The organism is Nonomuraea fuscirosea (genome assembly GCF_003001935.1).
Taxonomy (GTDB): Bacteria; Actinomycetota; Actinomycetes; order Streptosporangiales; family Streptosporangiaceae; genus Nonomuraea; species Nonomuraea fuscirosea.
The window spans coordinates 235,009-250,396 of record NZ_PVNG01000021.1; the positions used below are offsets into that span (position 1 = coordinate 235,009).

Here is a 15,388-nt window from a genome sequence, read left to right on the forward strand (position 1 = left end):
GATTCGACGGCCGGCCGGGGGCGGGCGCCCTGCTCGCGGGCATACCGGCGGCATACCGGCCGTCACTAGCGTGCGTCCCGCAACCCTTCACGGCAGAGAGGAACGCGCATGACCCGCATCCGACGATGGGCGGTTCCGATCGCCGGCGCCCTGCTTCCCCTGGTCGCCGGAGTCTGCGCCGCACCGGCCGCCTCCGCGGACCCGATCGGCCCGACCTACACCTACGTCTACAGCCTCAAGGTGACCAGCACCCACACGGCCGCGGTCAAACGCAGCCCGGTGCTGGCCACCTGTTCGCCAGGAAAGGGAGGCACCTGCTCGATCTCGAAGTCCCGCTCGGTCACCCGCTCCATCGACCTCGGCCTCGGCGCTTCGCGCGGATTCGTCGCCGGCCAGCTGGGCTGGAGCAAGAGCGCCTCGGTCACGGTCACGGCGCAATGCACCTCCCCGCCGGCCACCAAGAGCAGCCAGGTCTACCGGGCTTACGCGCAGGGAATCAAGAAACGCTACACGATCACCAAGAAGACGTATTCACATTTCTCCAGCAAACCGAAGCTGGAGAAAATCCAGACGACCGGCGGTGAGGCGTTCAATCCCAAGGGCGTGTCCTGCTCCCTGTCCTGATCGCCTTCCCGGACGGGGGCCGGACGGCTCCGCGCCCGGACGGGAGGCGTCAGGCCGCGGAGCGCTCGGTGACGGGGCGGCGGCGCTGATCCGTCCGCTCGATCGCCGGCGGCACGTACGCCTGGTCGAGCGCGCCGACGTCGGCGCCGGGCGGCACGATCTCGTCGATCCGGTCGAGGAGGTCGTCGCCCAGCGTCACGTCGAGGCCGGCGAGCAGGTCGTCGAGGTGGCTCATCGTGCGCGCCCCGACGAGCGCGGCGGTCACGCCGGGGTGGGCGATGGTGAACGCCAGGGCGAGGCGGGGCAGCGGCAGGCCGGCCTCCCCGGCCAGCGAGACGAGCCGCTCGACGGCGTCGATCCTGCGCTCGTCGTTGAGGTGGCTGAACAGGCCGGCGCGGCGCAGCTCGTTCGGACCGCCCTTGCGGACGCGTCCCGAGAGGAGCCCTTGCGCGAGTGGGCCCCATACCAGCGTGCCCATGCCGTAGCGCTGGGCGACCGGCAGGATCTCGCGTTCGACGCCGCGGTTGAGCAGCGAGTACGGCGGCTGCTCGGTGTGGATACGGGCCAGGCCGCGTCGCTCGGCCGTCCACTGGGCCTCGACGATGCCGGACGCCGGCATGTTGGACGTCCCGATCGCCCGGACCTTCCCGCCGCGGATCAGGTCGGACAGCGCGGAGAGCGTCTCCTCCATGTCGGTGTCGGGGTCGGGCCGGTGGATCTGGTAGAGGTCGAGGTGGTCGGTCCGCAGGCGGCGCAGCGAGTTCTCGACCGCGGTGACGATCCAGCGCCGCGAGGCGCCCTGGTGGTTGGGGCCGTCGCCCATCGGGCGGCTCACCTTGGTCGCCAGCACGACGTCGTCCCGCCGCCCCTCGATCGCCCTGCCGACGACCTCCTCCGAGCCGTGGTAGGCGTCGGCGGTGTCGATGAGGTTGATGCCCGCGTCGAGCGCCTTGTTGATGATGCGGGCCGAGTCCTCGGGATCGGGATTGCCGATCGACGGGGCGAACATGAGCGCGCCGAGCCCGTAGGGGCTGACCTTGATGCCGGTGCGGCCGAGTGTGCGGTAACGCATGGAAGATCGTCCTGTTCTGAGAGGGTCGCGAAGGACCGATGCGGCGCTTCGCCGGTGGCCGGCCGGGCCGTCTCCCAGCCTGCGGAGGTACGGGCGGCGGCGGTAGAGACGTCCTTATCCGGGGACGGGCCGTCCCTGGTTACGCCCGGCGTCAGGAGGCAGGGTAGGAGTGTGGACAGAACGGAACTGGCCGACTTCCTGCGCCGTTGCCGGGCCCGGATCACGCCCGCCGACGTCGGGCTGTCGCAGGGCGCGCGGCGCCGTACGCCCGGCCTGCGCCGCGAGGAGGTGGCACAGCTGGCGGGCATGTCCGCCGACCACTACACGCGGCTGGAGCAGGCCAGGGGCTCGCGCCCCTCCCGCCAGATGCTCGCCGCCGTCGCCCGCGCGCTGCGGCTGACCGGTGACGAACGGGACCATCTCTTCCACCTGGCCGGCGAGGAGCCCCCGCGCGACCGGCCGACCACGGAGCACGTCCGCCCCGGGCTGCTGCTCGTCCTCGACCGGCTGACCGACGTTCCCGCCCAGGTGGTCAACGACCGCGGCGACGTGCTCGCGCGCAACGCGATGGCCAGGGCGCTGCACGGTGACGTGTCCGCACTCCCCGAGGCGGAGCGCAACATCACCTGGCGCTACTTCACCGACCCCTCCGCCAGGGAGCTCTACCCGCCCGAGGAGCACGACCACGCCGCCCAGGTGGCGGTGGCGGATCTGCGGGCCGCGCTGGCCCGCCGCCCTGACGACGCGCGGCTGGCGGGGCTCGTACGCCGGCTCCGCGCCCGCAGCGAGGAGTTCTCGGCGCTGTGGGACGCCCATCGCGTCGCCGTCCGCCGCAGCGACATCAAGCGCTTCCTGCACCCGGTCGTCGGCCTGCTCGAGCTGGACTGCGAGGTGCTGCTGAACCCGGAGCACGACCAGCGGCTGATCGTCTACACCGCCCGTCCGGGCAGCGGGTCGTACGAGCGGCTCGAACTGCTGCGCGTGGTCGGCCTGCAGGATCTGACCCGCGGCTGAACCCGCGACGGTTCGACACGCCCGGGCGCCCGCCGCCATGCGAACCGGCCGAATTTCTCCGCATGATTACTCACAGTGACGGGCATAACGCTCTTCGTCTCCCCAATGGACCACCTAGTCCGAAATATGCCTATCTATCGGGGAAATGGAGCTAGCGGTGATGCGGAGCAGCGGCACCCTACTCGTCAGTGCGTTCACGGCGGCGGTGGTGCTGACCGCCGGATGCGCGCCGGGGATGCCCGGCGGCGCGCAGCAGGAGGGCCCGCCCGCGCCGGCGCCGCCGCCGGTCCTGTCGATCACGCCGGTCGACGGCACGAAGCAGGTCCCGCCGGACACCGGGATCGCCATCAAGGTCATCGGCGGCAGAGTCACCAGCCTCACCCTGGCCGACGCCGCCGGGCACCAGATCGAGGGCAGCATGGGCATGGACGGCACCTGGCGTCCCCGATGGCCGCTGAAGCCGGCCACGGCGTACACGGTGAGCGCGCAGGCCACCAGCCCCGACGGCCGGCAGGTGGCGGCGAAGCGGGCCGCGTTCACCACGCTGAAGCCCAAGCGGGTGCTGAAGAGCGGCATGTCGCCGCTCGAAGGCGAGAAGGTCGGCGTCGGCATGCCGATCCAGCTGCTGCTGTCGGACCCGGTCACCACGCAGAAGGACCGGGCCGCGGTCGAGCGGTCGCTGACCGTGCGGATGTCGCAGCCGGTCGAGGGCGGGTGGAGCTGGGTGAGCGACACCGAGGTCCAGTTCCGGCCGCGCGAGTACTGGCCGGCGGGCGAGCGGGTCACCGTGGTCGCCCACCTGGCCGGGCTGCGGATCGGGCGGAACATGTGGGGGACCAGGGACCGTACGGTGAACTTCAGCGTCGGCCCCGAGCACATCACCACGATCCGCAACAAAGCACACCGGGCGGTCGTCCGCAAGAACGGCGAGGTCGTCAAGACCATCCCGGTCAGCCTGGGCAAACCGGGCTACGAGAGCTGGTCCGGCACCATGATCGCGCAGGAGAAGGCGGCCGACTTCCTCATGGACTCGGCCACCGTCGGCATCCCCGGCGAATATCTCCACCACACCAAGTGGAACGTGCGGATGACGTACAGCGGCATGTTCTTCCACGCCGCGCCCTGGTCCGTCGCCTCGCAGGGGCATAGCAACGTCAGCCACGGATGCGTGAACGCCGGCTCCGACAACGCCCGCTGGTTCTACAACTTCACCCAGCGTGGCGACATCATCAAGGTCAAGGGGACCTCGCGCAGGCTCCGCTTCGGCAACGGGCCGACGCCGTGGGCCAAGACGTGGCAGGAGTGGCAGGCCGGCAGCGCTCTCACCGGCTCCTCCGACGCCTGACGGCGCGGGGTCTCGTCCGCGCGGCGTGGACGGCGGAACCGCAGCTCAGCGCGATGGCGACAGAAATCGCCGAACGGGACAGACGTGCACTTGTGTGGCGGGACTTTCGGCTCTACTGCGGGATGGCTACGATCGGGCACCAATCGCCAGTACGGCGATCTTGGGATCTTGGATCAACCGACCGGCGAGGAGAGTACCCGGCACATGGCTGGATGGGGCAGGGGCGGACGGCGGCGGTCGAAGGCGCCCGGTGACGGGAGCACGCCTCCCGGATCCGCCGGCGGCGGGCCGAAGCGCCCGGCCGTCCGCAGGCTGCGATTACGTACGGTGCTGCTCACCGTCGTGATCGTGCCGAGCGTGACTTTCACGCCGCTGCTGGCGTCCGGCATGAACCAGCTGTTCACGCAGTGGCAGGCGGAGAAGGCGCAGCTGGCGCTGGCCGACACGACGGTCGGCCGGCCCGTGGCCGAGCTGTTCTTCGCGCTCGACCAGGAGCGGCGGTTCACCGCGCAGGCGCAGGCCGCCCCGCGCGCCGCCGCCCGTGACAGGCTCGCCGTCCAGCGCCGGGCCACCGACCGGGCCGTACGGGCGTTCCGTCCCCTGGCCGGCGCCGACCTCACCGATGGGCAGCGCGGGCTGGCCGACGCGATCTCCCGCACCGTCGGCTCCCTCAGCCTGCTCGACCAGCAGCGCAAGGCGGTGGACGCCGGGACGGCCGGCGCCACGCAGACGTTCAACTACTACAGCGGCGTCCTGGTGTCCGGCCTCGGCGTGCTGACCGCGCTCAGCAACACCGACGAGGGCCGGCTGAACACCGAGGCGCAGGCCCTCGTCGACCTGTTCTGGATCATCGACATGGTGGGGCGCGAGGACGCCGTCCTGGCCCGCGGCTGGGAGAGCGGGCGGCTGACGAGGATCGAGTACGGCTTCGTCACCGAGGCCGCCGGCACCAGGAACCACCTGCTGCGCGCCCGGGTGCTGCCCGCGCTCACCGGCGGCGAGACCCGGCACGCGAAGATCGCCGAAGGCCAGGCGTGGCAGACCATGACCGCCGTGGAGGGGCGGCTGTCCACCGCCGCCGGCGCGGCGAGCGACCAGGTCAGGTTCCGCGAGGACGCCGCCGCCTGGCGTTCGTCCGTGCAGACCGTGACCGCGCAGCTGCGCGAGCTCGTCGAGCTGCGCAGGCGGCACGTCTCCGCGGTCGGCCACGCCCACGCCGACATGATCTTCACGGTCTTCGTCAGCGTCTCCACCGTCGGCCTGCTCGCCCTCGGCCTGGTCGTCTTCGCGAGCTGGCGGCTGACCTCCGTGCTCCGGCGGCGCATCCTGCACCTGCGCCAGGACGCCCAGGAGCTGCGCGAGCGGCTGCCGGACGTGGTCGCCAGGCTCGAACGCGGCGAGGACGTCGACGTGGACGCCGAAGTCCGCAAGATCGAGCCCACCGGCGACGAACTCGGCGAACTCGGGCAGGCGCTCAACCTGGCCCGCCGCAGCGCCGTCCGTACCGCGATCAGGCAGGCCGAACAGCACCGCGGCTTCCAGCGCATGCTCCAGCGCATCGCCCGCCGCACCCAGATCCTCATCGGCCTGCAGCTGAAGAAGCTGGACGAGCTGGAGCGCAGGCACGAGGACCCCGAGGTGCTGGAGGGGCTGTTCGACCTCGACCACCTCACCGCCCGGCTGCGCCGCTACGAGGAGAACCTGGTCATCCTCGGCGGCGGGCAGCCGCAGCGCCGCTGGCGCAGGCCCGTACGGCTGCTCGACGTGCTGCGCGCCGCGCAGAGCGAGGTCCAGGACTACCGCCGCGTCTCGATCGACGTCGAGGGCGAGTCCTGGATCGCCGAGCGCGCGGTGGGGCCGGTGATCCACGTGCTGGCGGAGCTGATGGAGAACGCCACCACGTTCTCCAAACCGCTGACTCCGGTGGAGGTGCGGGCCGCGCCGGTCAGCCGGGGCATCGCCGTCGAGATCGAGGACCGCGGACTGGGCATGGAGCCCGAGCGGTACGCCTCCTTCAACGCCCTGCTCCAGGCGCCGCCGCGGCTCGACGTCATGACCCACGCCGACGACGTGCGCCTCGGGCTGTACGTGGTCGCGCGGCTGGCCGCGAACCTGGATCTCCAGGTGGAGCTGCGGCCGTCGGCCTTCGGTGGCACCCGGGTCATCGTGCTCGTGCCCGAATCGCTGGTGGTACGCCGGCCGCCCGCCGCCGTACCGGAGGAGGAGGGCCGGGAGGCGGGTGGCTCGCGGGCGCGGTCCCAGGCGGGCACGGCCGACGCCCGCCGGTCGGACGGCTCTTCGGACGGCCGTTCGGACGGCTCTACGGTTGCCTCTTCGGGGGGCCGTTCGGACGGACGGCTGCCGACCCGTGGCGGCGCACGCACACCGGCGTCCGGCACCGTCACCCCCACCAGGAGGGGCGCTCACGCGGGCACCGCCGCCGAAGCCGACACCGGCGTCATCGAGCTCAACGGAGCCGGCGCCGGTGAGGGGGCTGGTGCCGGCACCGGTGCCGCGGACCCTGTCGGGGGCGCCGGCTCCCCCGCCCCTGCCTCCGCCCCCGCGGCGGCTCCCGCGGGCCGTCCGCCGCTCCCCCAGCGGGTACGCCAGGCCAGCCTGGCCGCCGAGCTCAGGCCCCCGGAGGGCGCGACCCAGAACGGCCGGGCCGCCCGCGAACAGCCCAGCCGCGACCAGCCCGATCGACCCGTCCGGTCCGGCGCCACGATCGGCGCCTTCCAGCGGCAGTCCCGCAAGCGCCGTACCGGTGACGACGCCGCCGGGGACCGGCCGAGCGAGTCCCCCGACCCCAGTCCGCCCACGACGAAAGACCGATCATGATGCAGCGCACCACCGCCACCAACGTAGACCTGGACTGGCTGCTGGACGGCCTGGTCGATCGGGTCGCGGGCACGCGGCACGCCATCGTGCTGTCCGACGACGGCCTCGTGATCAGCCGGTCGCGGGGCCTCGAACGCGCCAACGCCGAACGCCTGGCCGCCATCGCCACCGGCCAGCAGAGCCTGGCGCACGGCGTCGGGCAGCTCTTCGGCGGCGGACCGGTCCACCAGGTCATCATCGAGATGGCCGATCTGTGGCTGTTCATCATCGCCGCGGGCCAGGGGTCGCATCTGGCCGTGCTCGCCTCCCAGGAGGTGGACGCCGAGCTCATGAGCGTCGCGATGCACACCCTGATCCAGCAGGTCGGCCAGAAGCTGGGCACCGACCCGCGCACCCGGCACGGCCGCGAAGCCAGGGGTCACGGATGAAACACTGGACGGACGGGTTCGCCGAAGACGACGCGGACGAACCCCTTGTCCGTCCTTACACGATCACCGGCGGCCGGACCACGTCCGAGCGGGGCGACCTGACGCTGATCACCGTGATGTCGGCGGTGCCCGAGGCCGCCGTGGAGCAGGGGCCCGGCCGGCGCAAGCTGCAGCCGGAGCATCGCACGATCCTGACGCTGTGCGCGCGTCCCCAGGCGGTGGCGGAGATCGCCTCCGCGCTGGACCTTCCGGTGTCGGTGGCCAAGATCCTCATCGGTGACCTGATCGACTCGGGTCAGTTATGGGCCAGGCAGCCAGCGTACGCGTGGGCGGGCACCGGGCCCGACATGGCGATCCTCAAGGCAGTAAGGGATGGGCTACGTGAACTCTGACCAGGAGGACGACGCTCCCCTGGCGGTGAAGATCCTGATCGCCGGCGGGTTCGGCGTCGGGAAGACGACCATGGTGGGCGCGGTGAGCGAGGTCGCCCCGCTGCGTACGGAGGAGTACCTGACCCATGCCAGCGTCGGCGTCGACGACCTGGAGGACCTGAGCGGCAAGTCGACCACCACCGTGGCGCTCGACTTCGGCCGCATCTCGATCGGCAGCGGGCTCGTGCTCTACCTGTTCGGCACGCCGGGCCAGGAACGGTTCTGGTTCATGTGGAACGATCTCGTCAACGGCGCGCTGGGGGCGGTGGTGGTGGTCGACACCCGGCGGCTGGAGGTCAGCTTCGCCTCCATCGACTTCTTCGAGGGCCGCGGGATCCCGTTCGTCGTCGGCGTCAACTGCTTCCACGGCGTCCGCGACCGGACGCCGGAGGAGATCAGGGCGGCGCTCGACCTCGATCCGCAGGTGCCGCTGCTGCTCTTCGACGCCCGGGAGCGGAGGCAGGGGCGCGACGTGCTGCTGGCCCTCATCGACCAGCTGATGGCCGCCCGGCCGCACAGCACACCGCACCCCGTACCCTGACCGCCCCTCAGCCGGTCGCCGGGCCGTTCAGCCGCGCTCAGGCCCGGCCATGGCCGGCGCACCACTGCGTCCAGGTGGTGGCCCCCTTGCCGAGCTGCTTGTTGTAGAACGACGTCCAGGAGTTCTCGCTCGGCCCCGGCTCGGCGGGGGCCGCCTTGTAGAGCGGGTGGTTCGCCTCGACCTCGGTCCGCAGCCACGGCTCGACCTGCTTGTACGAATCCAGCGACCAGCTGCGCGCGTGGTAGGTCAGCTGGCCGCGTACGTCGCTCTCGGCCAGGCACATGAACGGCGCCCACGGGCTGGTCCTGGCCCAGCTGATCTTCGTCTTCATGGCGCCGGGCGGGACGCCGGGCCCGGTGCGGGCCGCGACCTCGCGTTCGTCGACGGAGAAGTCGAACATCTCCTGCGCCGCGTACACGCCGCCGGTCAGTCCGAACCGCTCGCCGAGCGTGGCGCCCAGGTCGGCGCGCACGGGGATGTCGCTCGTCCAGACCGTCTCGTCGTGCAACTGCTGCAGCGGCGGGCCCGCGTACGAGGAGCTGATCGGGAACGGCCCGAAGTTGACCAGGTCGTTGTTGATCGGCACGACCGGGTACGTCCTGCCGTCGATCGGGTTTCTCCACTCCCGCAGCACCCGCCGCGGATCGGCCGGGTCGGTGTAGAAGACGATCTCCCTGGAGAGCTGGTAGAGCTGGTTGGTGTCGGGGACCCGGTAGAGGCGCCGGATGTTGTACCCCTCGATGTTGAACAGCTTCTGGCCGTGGCGCAGCGCCGGGTCCAGGGCGTTGCCCTCGACGTTGGCGTACACCGAGCCGGAGATCCGGAACACCATGTCCTTGCCGTCGGGACGCCCGAACGTCTGCAGGGACAACTTCCCGCTCTTGTCGGTCACCGTCGCGTAGACCGGCCCGGGATGCGTGGGCCCGCCGGCCCCGTCGTGCGCCGCCACGCCCGGGACGCCGGTGCTGAGGAAGATCGCGAGCGGAGCCAGCAGCCCGGTGATACGTCGTCTGATCACGTCCGGCCTTTCCTGCCGAGAGGGGTTCCTGCCGAGGGGATTCCCACGGAGGGGGGAGCGAGGAGCGCCATATTGTGATCATGCCGGGCAAAGGATTGTCCACCACAAATGCAACTATTTCGGGCCGCAGATGCCCAGGGCCTGGCCGATCAGGGCGGGGTTCTCGACGGTGTCGAGCAGGGCCATGGCGTAGTCGGCACGGGAGAGTTGCATCGCCCCGCCCGTGGCGTCGGCCTCGAAGTCGATGTGCACGCGCCCGGCCGGTGGCTTGTCGTTGAGCATGGTGCCGCGGGCGATGCTCCAGTCGAGCAGGCTGGCCTGGAGCATGCCCTCGGCGCGGGCGAGGTCCACGTACGCGGCCCGGAAGAAGAGCCAGGCGAGGGTGACCGCGAGGCGGGGGCGGGTGGCGGGCACCGAGCGACTGCTGGTCATCACCACCCGCCGTACGCCGCTCTCCCGCATGGCGGTGATGAGGGTGCTCGCTATCCGGCTGCCGCCGACCGCGGCGAGGACGGCGTCCTGTCCCTGGACGGCCTCGCGTACGGCGTCGAGGTCGTGCGCGTCTCCCCGGCGCACGTCCGCCAGGCCGGTGTGGCCGGTGAGCAGTTCGGGGCGGCGGGCGAAGGCGGTGATCTCGTGCCCGCGCTCGACGCCCTGGGTGAGGACGTGTTTGCCGGTTCTGCCGGTCGCGCCGATGACCAGGAGCTTCATGTAGTGCCTCCTTCTATATGGCAAGTTGCACTATAGCGTACGGCTTGATGGGCGCGGTCGCTATAGTGCGTGGTGCAATACGAAGAGGCAGGGGGAAACGTGGCGCGGCGTCCTGATCTGGTCGGCCTGACGGTGCTGGCCATGCTCTCCGTACGGAACAGCCACCCCTACGAGCTGCACCGCTTCATCGTCGACACGCACAAGGACTACGTGACCGGGCTGCCCAGGAGCCTCTACCACGCGGTCGAGAAGCTGGCCGGCGAGGACCTCATCGCGCCCGTCGAGACCACCAGGGAAGGCCGCCGGCCGGAGCGCACGGTCTACGAGATCACCGACGAAGGCCGCCGCGAGCTGTCCACCAGGCTCCGGACGTTGCTGCAGGACCCGGGGCCTGAGCGCCGTACGTTCACCGCGGCCATCTCCCTCATCGGCGTCCTGCCGGTGGCCGACGCGCTGAAGGCGCTACGCGGCCGCGCGGCGGCGCTCGAAGGGACGCTCGCCGGTCTGAACGGTCATCTCAAGGCCCTGGAGGAGGAGGGGCTGCCCGAGGTGCTGGTGATCGAGCTCGACTACCAGCGGACGCTGAGCGAGACCGAGCTGGCCTGGGTCAGGCGGCTGGTCGAACGCCTGGAGAAGGGCGAGCTCACCTGGACCGGCACCGTCAACAGGGAACTGCTGGCCCAGGTGCTCGACGAGTCATGAGGGAGCGTTCCTGGGCAGGGTGAGGACGGCTCCGCTCATGAGGGCGGGTTGCGGGGCAGCACGAGGGTGAGGACGGCTCCGCCGCCTGGCGCGTTGGCGGCGGTGAGGGTGCCGCCGTGCAGGCGGGCGTTCTCGGCGGCGATGGCCAGCCCCAGGCCGCTGCCTTCGCTCCTGGTACGGGCCGCGTCGCCCTTGGTGAACCGGTCGAAGACGTGTGGCAGCAGGGCGGCGGGGATGCCGGGCCCGTCGTCGGAGACGATGACGGCGACCCGATCGGCGTCGGCCGTGACCCGGACGAGCACCGACGCCTGGGTGGCTTCGTGCCGCGGCGCATTCGCCTGGGTGCCGCCGTGTCGTAGCGCGTTGCCGACCAGGTTGGCGAGGATGACGTCGACCCGGCGCGGGTCGAGGCGGGCCCGCAGCCCTGCCGGGACCTCGGCGCGTACCCGGTCCTGCCAGTGCCGTACCGCGAGCGTCTTGACGACCAGCTCGCGCAGGTCGACCTCGTCGAGGTTCAGCACGGCCGCGCCGGCGTCGAAGCGGGACACCTCGATCAGGTCCTCGACCAGCCGCGTGAGCGACCGCGTCTCGTCGGCCACCAGCCGCAGCGCCTCGGCGGTCAGCGGGTCGAGGCGGCCGGAGCCGGCGTCGGCGTCGAGCACCCCGGTCACGGCGGCCATGGCCGCGAGCGGCGTACGCAACTCGTGGGAGACGTCGGCGGCGAAGCGGCGCGCCCGCGCCTCCATGTCCCGCAGCGCGGCGGCGTCCGCCTGGAGCGTCGCCGACATGACGTTGAACGTACGGCCGAGGTCGGCCAGCTCGTCATCGCCCGAGACGGTAACCCGGGTGTCCAGCGCGCCGCCCGCCACCTGCTCGGCGGCCGTCCGCAGCCGCCGGACCGGCCGCAACAGCCTGCCGGCGGCCAGCAGCGCCGCGACGACGGAGACCAGCGCGACGGGCAGGGCTCCCGCGCGGACGGCGGTGGCCAGGGCCTCCACGTCCCGCTGCTGGGAGGCCAGCGAGAACGAGGCGTAGACGACCAGCGGCGGCAGGTCGTTCGGGCGGGCGGTGCCGCCGTCGTCAGCGTCGGTGGCGGCGGGACTGTCAGCGTTGGTGGCGGTGACCGGGAGGGCCACGGCCAGCCAGGGCGTCCCGTCCCGGTGGAACCGCTGGGCGAGCGCGGTGGTCGCCGTGGCGGCGCGGGCGCGTAGCGACGCGGGCAGTGGCGGCGCCTGCGGCCCCGCTGTGACGAGGGAGCCGCCGCGGTAGGACAGCGCGGTACGCCAGCCCCGCCCGGAGCCGGCGAGGTCGAGCTGAACCGCCAGCGTACGCAGATCGGCCCGCGCGGGGTCGGCGGGCAGGTCGGGCGCCCTGAAGGCGAGGTGGCCGCGCAGCTCACGCAGGGCGTCCGCCTGTACGCCGTCCACGATCGCGTCGCGGCCCTGGCGGAAGGTGAACATGGCGCCCGTCAGCGCGCTCAGCACCGAGACCAGCAGGAACACCAGCACCAGCTGGGCCCGCAGACCGCGCAGCCGCTTCACAGCGGGCCGAACCGGTAGCCGAAGCCCCGCACCGTCTGCACGTAGCGGGGGTTGCGCGGATCGTCCTCGATCTTGGCCCGCAACCGCATCACACACGCGTCGACCAGCCGGTAGTCGCCGTGGAAGCTGTGCTCCCAGACCTGTTCGAGCAGTTGCTGGCGGCTGAAGGTCTGCTCGGGGGCGGCCGACAGGAACAGCAGCAGCTTCAGCTCGGTCGGCGCCATGGCCACCTGTTCGCCGTGCTTGAGCACGCGCAGGGCGATCCGGTCCACGAGCAGGTCACCGTACTGGCCGCGCGGCTGCCCCGTGGGGCCCGCGTGGCCGGTCCTGCGCAGCACCGCGCGCATCCGCGCCTCGATGACCTCGGCACTGGCCGGCTTGACCACGTAGTCGTCGGCACCCGCCTCCAGCCCGACGACGACGTCCACGTCGTCGTCACGCGCGGACAGGATCACGATGGGCACCTGACTGAACGCGCGGATGCGGCGGCACGTCTCCAGGCCGCTCATGCCGGGCAGCATCAGATCGAGCAGCACCACCTCCGGGGCGCTGGCGACCAACTCGGCCAGCCCCTCCTCACCGGTCGCCACGAGCACGGTCTCATGCCCGCGGTGCCGCAGCCCCACACTCACTCCACGGCGCACGGCCGGATCGTCCTCAATGACCAGTACGCGCGTCACAGAACACCTCCCCGGCCCAACGAACCCACCACCCTGCCCACCGATCCCGCCATCCCGCCCGCCCGACTGACCGAATTCGCCACCTTGCCGGCTAGGCTCCCCGACCCGTCCGCCTGCCCGAACGGACCCGCTATCCTGCCCGCCGAGCCCACCGCCCTGTCTGCCTGACCGGCTGGACCTGCTGGCCCGTCCGCCGGGCCCACAGAACCGCTTCCTTCACCGGTCGGTCTGTTCGTGCTGCCTTTTTGGGCGGAGGGTATGGCGGATCCGTTGCCGTCGCACTCGACCAGCCAAGGGGTGTTGCCCATGCCGGGCTCGAACACCCTGACGACCGCGTCTTCGCCCACGCCGGGGACGGCGGCGGCGGTGCACACCAGTTGGCTGACGGCCACGTGCGGCAGGTCCCGTACCAGCCAGGGCAGGTGCAGCTCGACCCCGTCCCGGCGCGCTGTGGCGCGGAGCTTGCGGTCCGCCGTGGGGAGCTTGGTGCCCAGCCCGCGGGCCCGTTCCTCCGCCGTGGGGCCGGACAGCAGCGCGTCCATCGCCTGCTGCAGCCGATCGCCCGCCGCCGCCGGTCTGGACACCGGCCACGTGCCCTGCGGCGTCACGAAGTACACCCGCAGCAGGCTGCCGCTGTCAGCGGTCAGGCCACCACGGACGGGCTGACCGGCGGGCAGCGCCTCAGTGTCGCTGATCCCGCACCCGGCCGACACCGCCACCGCGACGAGGGCGGTGTTCACGACGGCGATCACGCGCCTGGCACCTTCTCGACGGTGACGCCGGCCTGCCGCCGCAGCCCCCGCGATCACGGCGGCGATCACCCGTCCGACGCCTCCCCGACAGCGCCGCCGACCTGTCACCTGTCCAGGCGCCCTCACCGTCCTCGACACCGCCGACGCTCCTACCGGCCCTCGCGCGTCCGACGTACCCGACGCACCCGGCACCCCTGCCGTGCTCGGCACGTCCAACGGTTCCCCTGCTTCCTGCGCTCCCGATGTGGACGGGGTGGGGGTGAGTCTTCTGTTCGGCATGCCCTCTCTCCGGCTACAGGTGGTCGAGCCTGCTCACGTCAACCGTTCCCGCGCCGGGATCCGGGCGCGGCAGGGCCGCCCACACTCCCACCGCGAGTGCTCCCGCGAGCGCCAGCGCCGCCCATCCGCGACGCCCGGTGGCCCAGCGGGCGCGCAGTCGTACCGGGTCCTCCACGGCGGCCTTCGACACTACCGCAGCCAGCAGCGACAGCCCGGCCGCGACCGACGTCCAGGCCCAGCCGTCGAGACCGGCCAGCGGCCGGGGCAGGAGCAGGTAGACGGGCCAGTGCCACAGGTAGAGGCCGTAGGACACTTCCCCCAGGCGGCGCGGCACCGCACTGCCGATCACCCGGCCGGCCAGGCGGTCCGGTGTACGGGCCAGCAGGGCGATCAGTACGGCGCCGGCCAGGGCGTGGGCGAACATCCCGCCCTGGAACAGGCCGGGAGCCTTCTCCCCCGCCGCCAGCAGCCACGACGCCGACAGCCCGCCCAGGAGCAGGGCGCAGAGCAGGTTCACGACCGGGCGCGACAGGCCCGCGAGGGTGGCCTTGACGGGTGCGGTGGCGGCTGCGGCGCCGAGGAGCAGGGAGAAGGCGCGGGTGTCGGTGCCCTCGTAGGCGCGGGTCGTGTCCACCGCGGTCCCCAGCCAGGCCATGAGTGTCACCGAGACGAGCGCGCCGGCGAACGCGACCACGGCCACCCGCCGGTGCCCGCCGGGCCCCCGGCCGGCCAGCGCCACGACCAGGGGCCAGAGCAGGTAGAACTGCCACTCGACGCCGATGCTCCACAGATGGGCGAAGAGGTGCGTGCCGGCGGCGTTCCAGTATCCGACCTGCTCGCCGATGTAGTGCCAGTTCACCAGCTGCGCCGCGACCCAGGGCGCGTCCGTCAGGGCCGAGCGCAGCATGCCGGACGTGGCGAACGCCCAGGCCAGCAGCAATGTGGCCGGAACGAGGACAGCCAGAGCGGGCAGCAGCCGCCGGGCCCTGCGCCCCCAGAAGGCCGCCAGGTCGAGGCGTCCGCGCCGGTCGAGCTCTGCCAGCAGCAGCCCCGTGATCAGGAACCCCGAGAGGACGAAGAACAGGTCGACACCGAGGAAGCCGCCGCTCAGGTGCCCGGCATGGAAGAGCAGGACGGCCGTGACGGCGAGCCCACGCAGCCCGTCGAGCGCCCCGATGTGCGCACGCGGAGCCACCGGGGAGTGCGGGAGTGAAGCTTGAGGTGGAGGTGGGATTTCTGGGGCTGGAGATGGGATCGAGGCCGGAGGTGGAGCCGGGGTCGAGGCCGGAGGTGGAGCCGAGGCCGGAGGTGGAGCCGGGGTCGAGGCCGGAGGTGGAGCCGAGGCCGGAGGTGGAGCCGGGGTCGAGGCCGGAGGTGGAGCCGGGGTCGGGGACGGGGACGGGGACGGGGAC

At 72.2% G+C, this 15,388-nt stretch carries 16 protein-coding genes; 9 read left to right on the plus strand and 7 right to left on the minus strand.

The genetic code is table 11. The annotated features are described in order from the left end of the window. Nucleotides 1-108: 108 nt before the first annotated feature. Nucleotides 109-624, plus strand: coding sequence for a hypothetical protein (locus B0I32_RS40645; RefSeq protein WP_106248768.1), 516 nt, complete (start codon nucleotides 109-111; stop codon nucleotides 622-624). A gap of 49 nt (nucleotides 625-673) precedes the next feature. On the opposite strand, the gene B0I32_RS40650 is transcribed toward B0I32_RS40645, so the two are convergent. Next, nucleotides 674-1,696 (minus strand): aldo/keto reductase, encoded by a 1,023-nt coding sequence (locus B0I32_RS40650; protein WP_106248769.1) that lies wholly within the window; start codon nucleotides 1,694-1,696, stop codon nucleotides 674-676. Between the two features lie 171 nt (nucleotides 1,697-1,867). On the opposite strand from B0I32_RS40650, the gene B0I32_RS40655 reads away from it, so the two are divergent. From B0I32_RS40655 to B0I32_RS40680, 6 genes are all read left to right on the plus strand, one after another. Next, a complete protein-coding gene (locus B0I32_RS40655; protein WP_106248771.1) occupies nucleotides 1,868-2,710 on the plus strand; it encodes a helix-turn-helix transcriptional regulator in 843 nt (280 codons plus the stop codon). Nucleotides 2,711-2,870: 160 nt separating this feature from the next. Further along, nucleotides 2,871-4,055 (plus strand): L,D-transpeptidase, encoded by a 1,185-nt coding sequence (locus B0I32_RS40660; RefSeq protein ID WP_106248773.1) that lies wholly within the window; start codon nucleotides 2,871-2,873, stop codon nucleotides 4,053-4,055. Between the two features lie 204 nt (nucleotides 4,056-4,259). Further along, nucleotides 4,260-6,893: a sensor histidine kinase gene (locus tag B0I32_RS40665; protein WP_245956334.1), complete on the plus strand. Its 2,634-nt coding sequence runs from the start codon at nucleotides 4,260-4,262 to the stop codon at nucleotides 6,891-6,893. Next, a complete protein-coding gene (locus B0I32_RS40670) occupies nucleotides 6,890-7,321 on the plus strand; it encodes a roadblock/LC7 domain-containing protein (protein ID WP_219912268.1) in 432 nt (143 codons plus the stop codon). Before B0I32_RS40665 ends, B0I32_RS40670 begins: the two co-directional genes overlap by 4 nt. Continuing rightward, nucleotides 7,318-7,713 (plus strand): DUF742 domain-containing protein, encoded by a 396-nt coding sequence (locus B0I32_RS40675; protein WP_106248838.1) that lies wholly within the window; start codon nucleotides 7,318-7,320, stop codon nucleotides 7,711-7,713. The genes B0I32_RS40670 and B0I32_RS40675 overlap by 4 nt, the downstream gene beginning before the upstream one ends. Then, nucleotides 7,694-8,293, plus strand: coding sequence for a GTP-binding protein (locus B0I32_RS40680; protein WP_106248774.1), 600 nt, complete (start codon nucleotides 7,694-7,696; stop codon nucleotides 8,291-8,293). The genes B0I32_RS40675 and B0I32_RS40680 overlap by 20 nt, the downstream gene beginning before the upstream one ends. Before the next feature lie 37 nt (nucleotides 8,294-8,330). Here B0I32_RS40680 and B0I32_RS40685 read toward each other — a convergent pair whose 3' ends face one another. Further along, a complete protein-coding gene (locus B0I32_RS40685) occupies nucleotides 8,331-9,311 on the minus strand; it encodes a DUF1838 family protein (RefSeq protein WP_106248776.1) in 981 nt (326 codons plus the stop codon). 114 nt (nucleotides 9,312-9,425) lie between these two features. Continuing rightward, nucleotides 9,426-10,022: an NAD(P)-dependent oxidoreductase gene (locus B0I32_RS40690; RefSeq protein ID WP_106248778.1), complete on the minus strand. Its 597-nt coding sequence runs from the start codon at nucleotides 10,020-10,022 to the stop codon at nucleotides 9,426-9,428. Nucleotides 10,023-10,121: 99 nt separating this feature from the next. Between B0I32_RS40690 and B0I32_RS40695 the strand changes: the two genes are divergently transcribed. Next, complete coding sequence (locus tag B0I32_RS40695; protein WP_106248780.1) at nucleotides 10,122-10,724, plus strand: PadR family transcriptional regulator; 603 nt, start codon at nucleotides 10,122-10,124, stop codon at nucleotides 10,722-10,724. A gap of 35 nt (nucleotides 10,725-10,759) precedes the next feature. Here the strand turns inward: B0I32_RS40695 and B0I32_RS40700 are convergent, their stop codons facing one another. From B0I32_RS40700 to B0I32_RS40715, 4 genes are all read right to left on the minus strand, one after another. Continuing rightward, a complete protein-coding gene (locus B0I32_RS40700; protein WP_219912269.1) occupies nucleotides 10,760-12,265 on the minus strand; it encodes a sensor histidine kinase in 1,506 nt (501 codons plus the stop codon). Further along, nucleotides 12,262-12,945 carry a response regulator transcription factor gene (locus B0I32_RS40705; protein ID WP_106248781.1) on the minus strand — a complete coding sequence of 228 codons (684 nt, stop codon included), beginning with the start codon at nucleotides 12,943-12,945 and terminating at the stop codon, nucleotides 12,262-12,264. Before B0I32_RS40705 ends, B0I32_RS40700 begins: the two co-directional genes overlap by 4 nt. After that, nucleotides 12,942-13,697: a GerMN domain-containing protein gene (locus B0I32_RS58225; RefSeq protein ID WP_181308330.1), complete on the minus strand. Its 756-nt coding sequence runs from the start codon at nucleotides 13,695-13,697 to the stop codon at nucleotides 12,942-12,944. The genes B0I32_RS40705 and B0I32_RS58225 overlap by 4 nt, the downstream gene beginning before the upstream one ends. Nucleotides 13,698-13,989: 292 nt before the next feature. After that, nucleotides 13,990-15,171 carry an acyltransferase family protein gene (locus B0I32_RS40715; protein ID WP_245956335.1) on the minus strand — a complete coding sequence of 394 codons (1,182 nt, stop codon included), beginning with the start codon at nucleotides 15,169-15,171 and terminating at the stop codon, nucleotides 13,990-13,992. A gap of 14 nt (nucleotides 15,172-15,185) precedes the next feature. On the opposite strand from B0I32_RS40715, the gene B0I32_RS59195 reads away from it, so the two are divergent. Continuing rightward, a partial coding sequence (locus tag B0I32_RS59195; RefSeq protein ID WP_281262652.1) for an IgG-binding virulence factor TspB family protein occupies nucleotides 15,186-15,388 on the plus strand: 203 nt, incomplete at its 3' end.

Coding starts and splice junctions, on each gene's coding strand:
- B0I32_RS40645 (WP_106248768.1), top strand. CDS start 109: ATGACCCGCATCCGACGATGGGCGGTTCCGATCGCCGGCGCCCTGCTT.
- B0I32_RS40650 (WP_106248769.1), bottom strand. CDS start 1,696: ATGCGTTACCGCACACTCGGCCGCACCGGCATCAAGGTCAGCCCCTAC.
- B0I32_RS40660 (WP_106248773.1), top strand. CDS start 2,871: ATGCGGAGCAGCGGCACCCTACTCGTCAGTGCGTTCACGGCGGCGGTG.
- B0I32_RS40665 (WP_245956334.1), top strand. CDS start 4,260: ATGGCTGGATGGGGCAGGGGCGGACGGCGGCGGTCGAAGGCGCCCGGT.
- B0I32_RS40670 (WP_219912268.1), top strand. CDS start 6,890: ATGATGCAGCGCACCACCGCCACCAACGTAGACCTGGACTGGCTGCTG.
- B0I32_RS40675 (WP_106248838.1), top strand. CDS start 7,318: ATGAAACACTGGACGGACGGGTTCGCCGAAGACGACGCGGACGAACCC.
- B0I32_RS40680 (WP_106248774.1), top strand. CDS start 7,694: ATGGGCTACGTGAACTCTGACCAGGAGGACGACGCTCCCCTGGCGGTG.
- B0I32_RS40690 (WP_106248778.1), bottom strand. CDS start 10,022: ATGAAGCTCCTGGTCATCGGCGCGACCGGCAGAACCGGCAAACACGTC.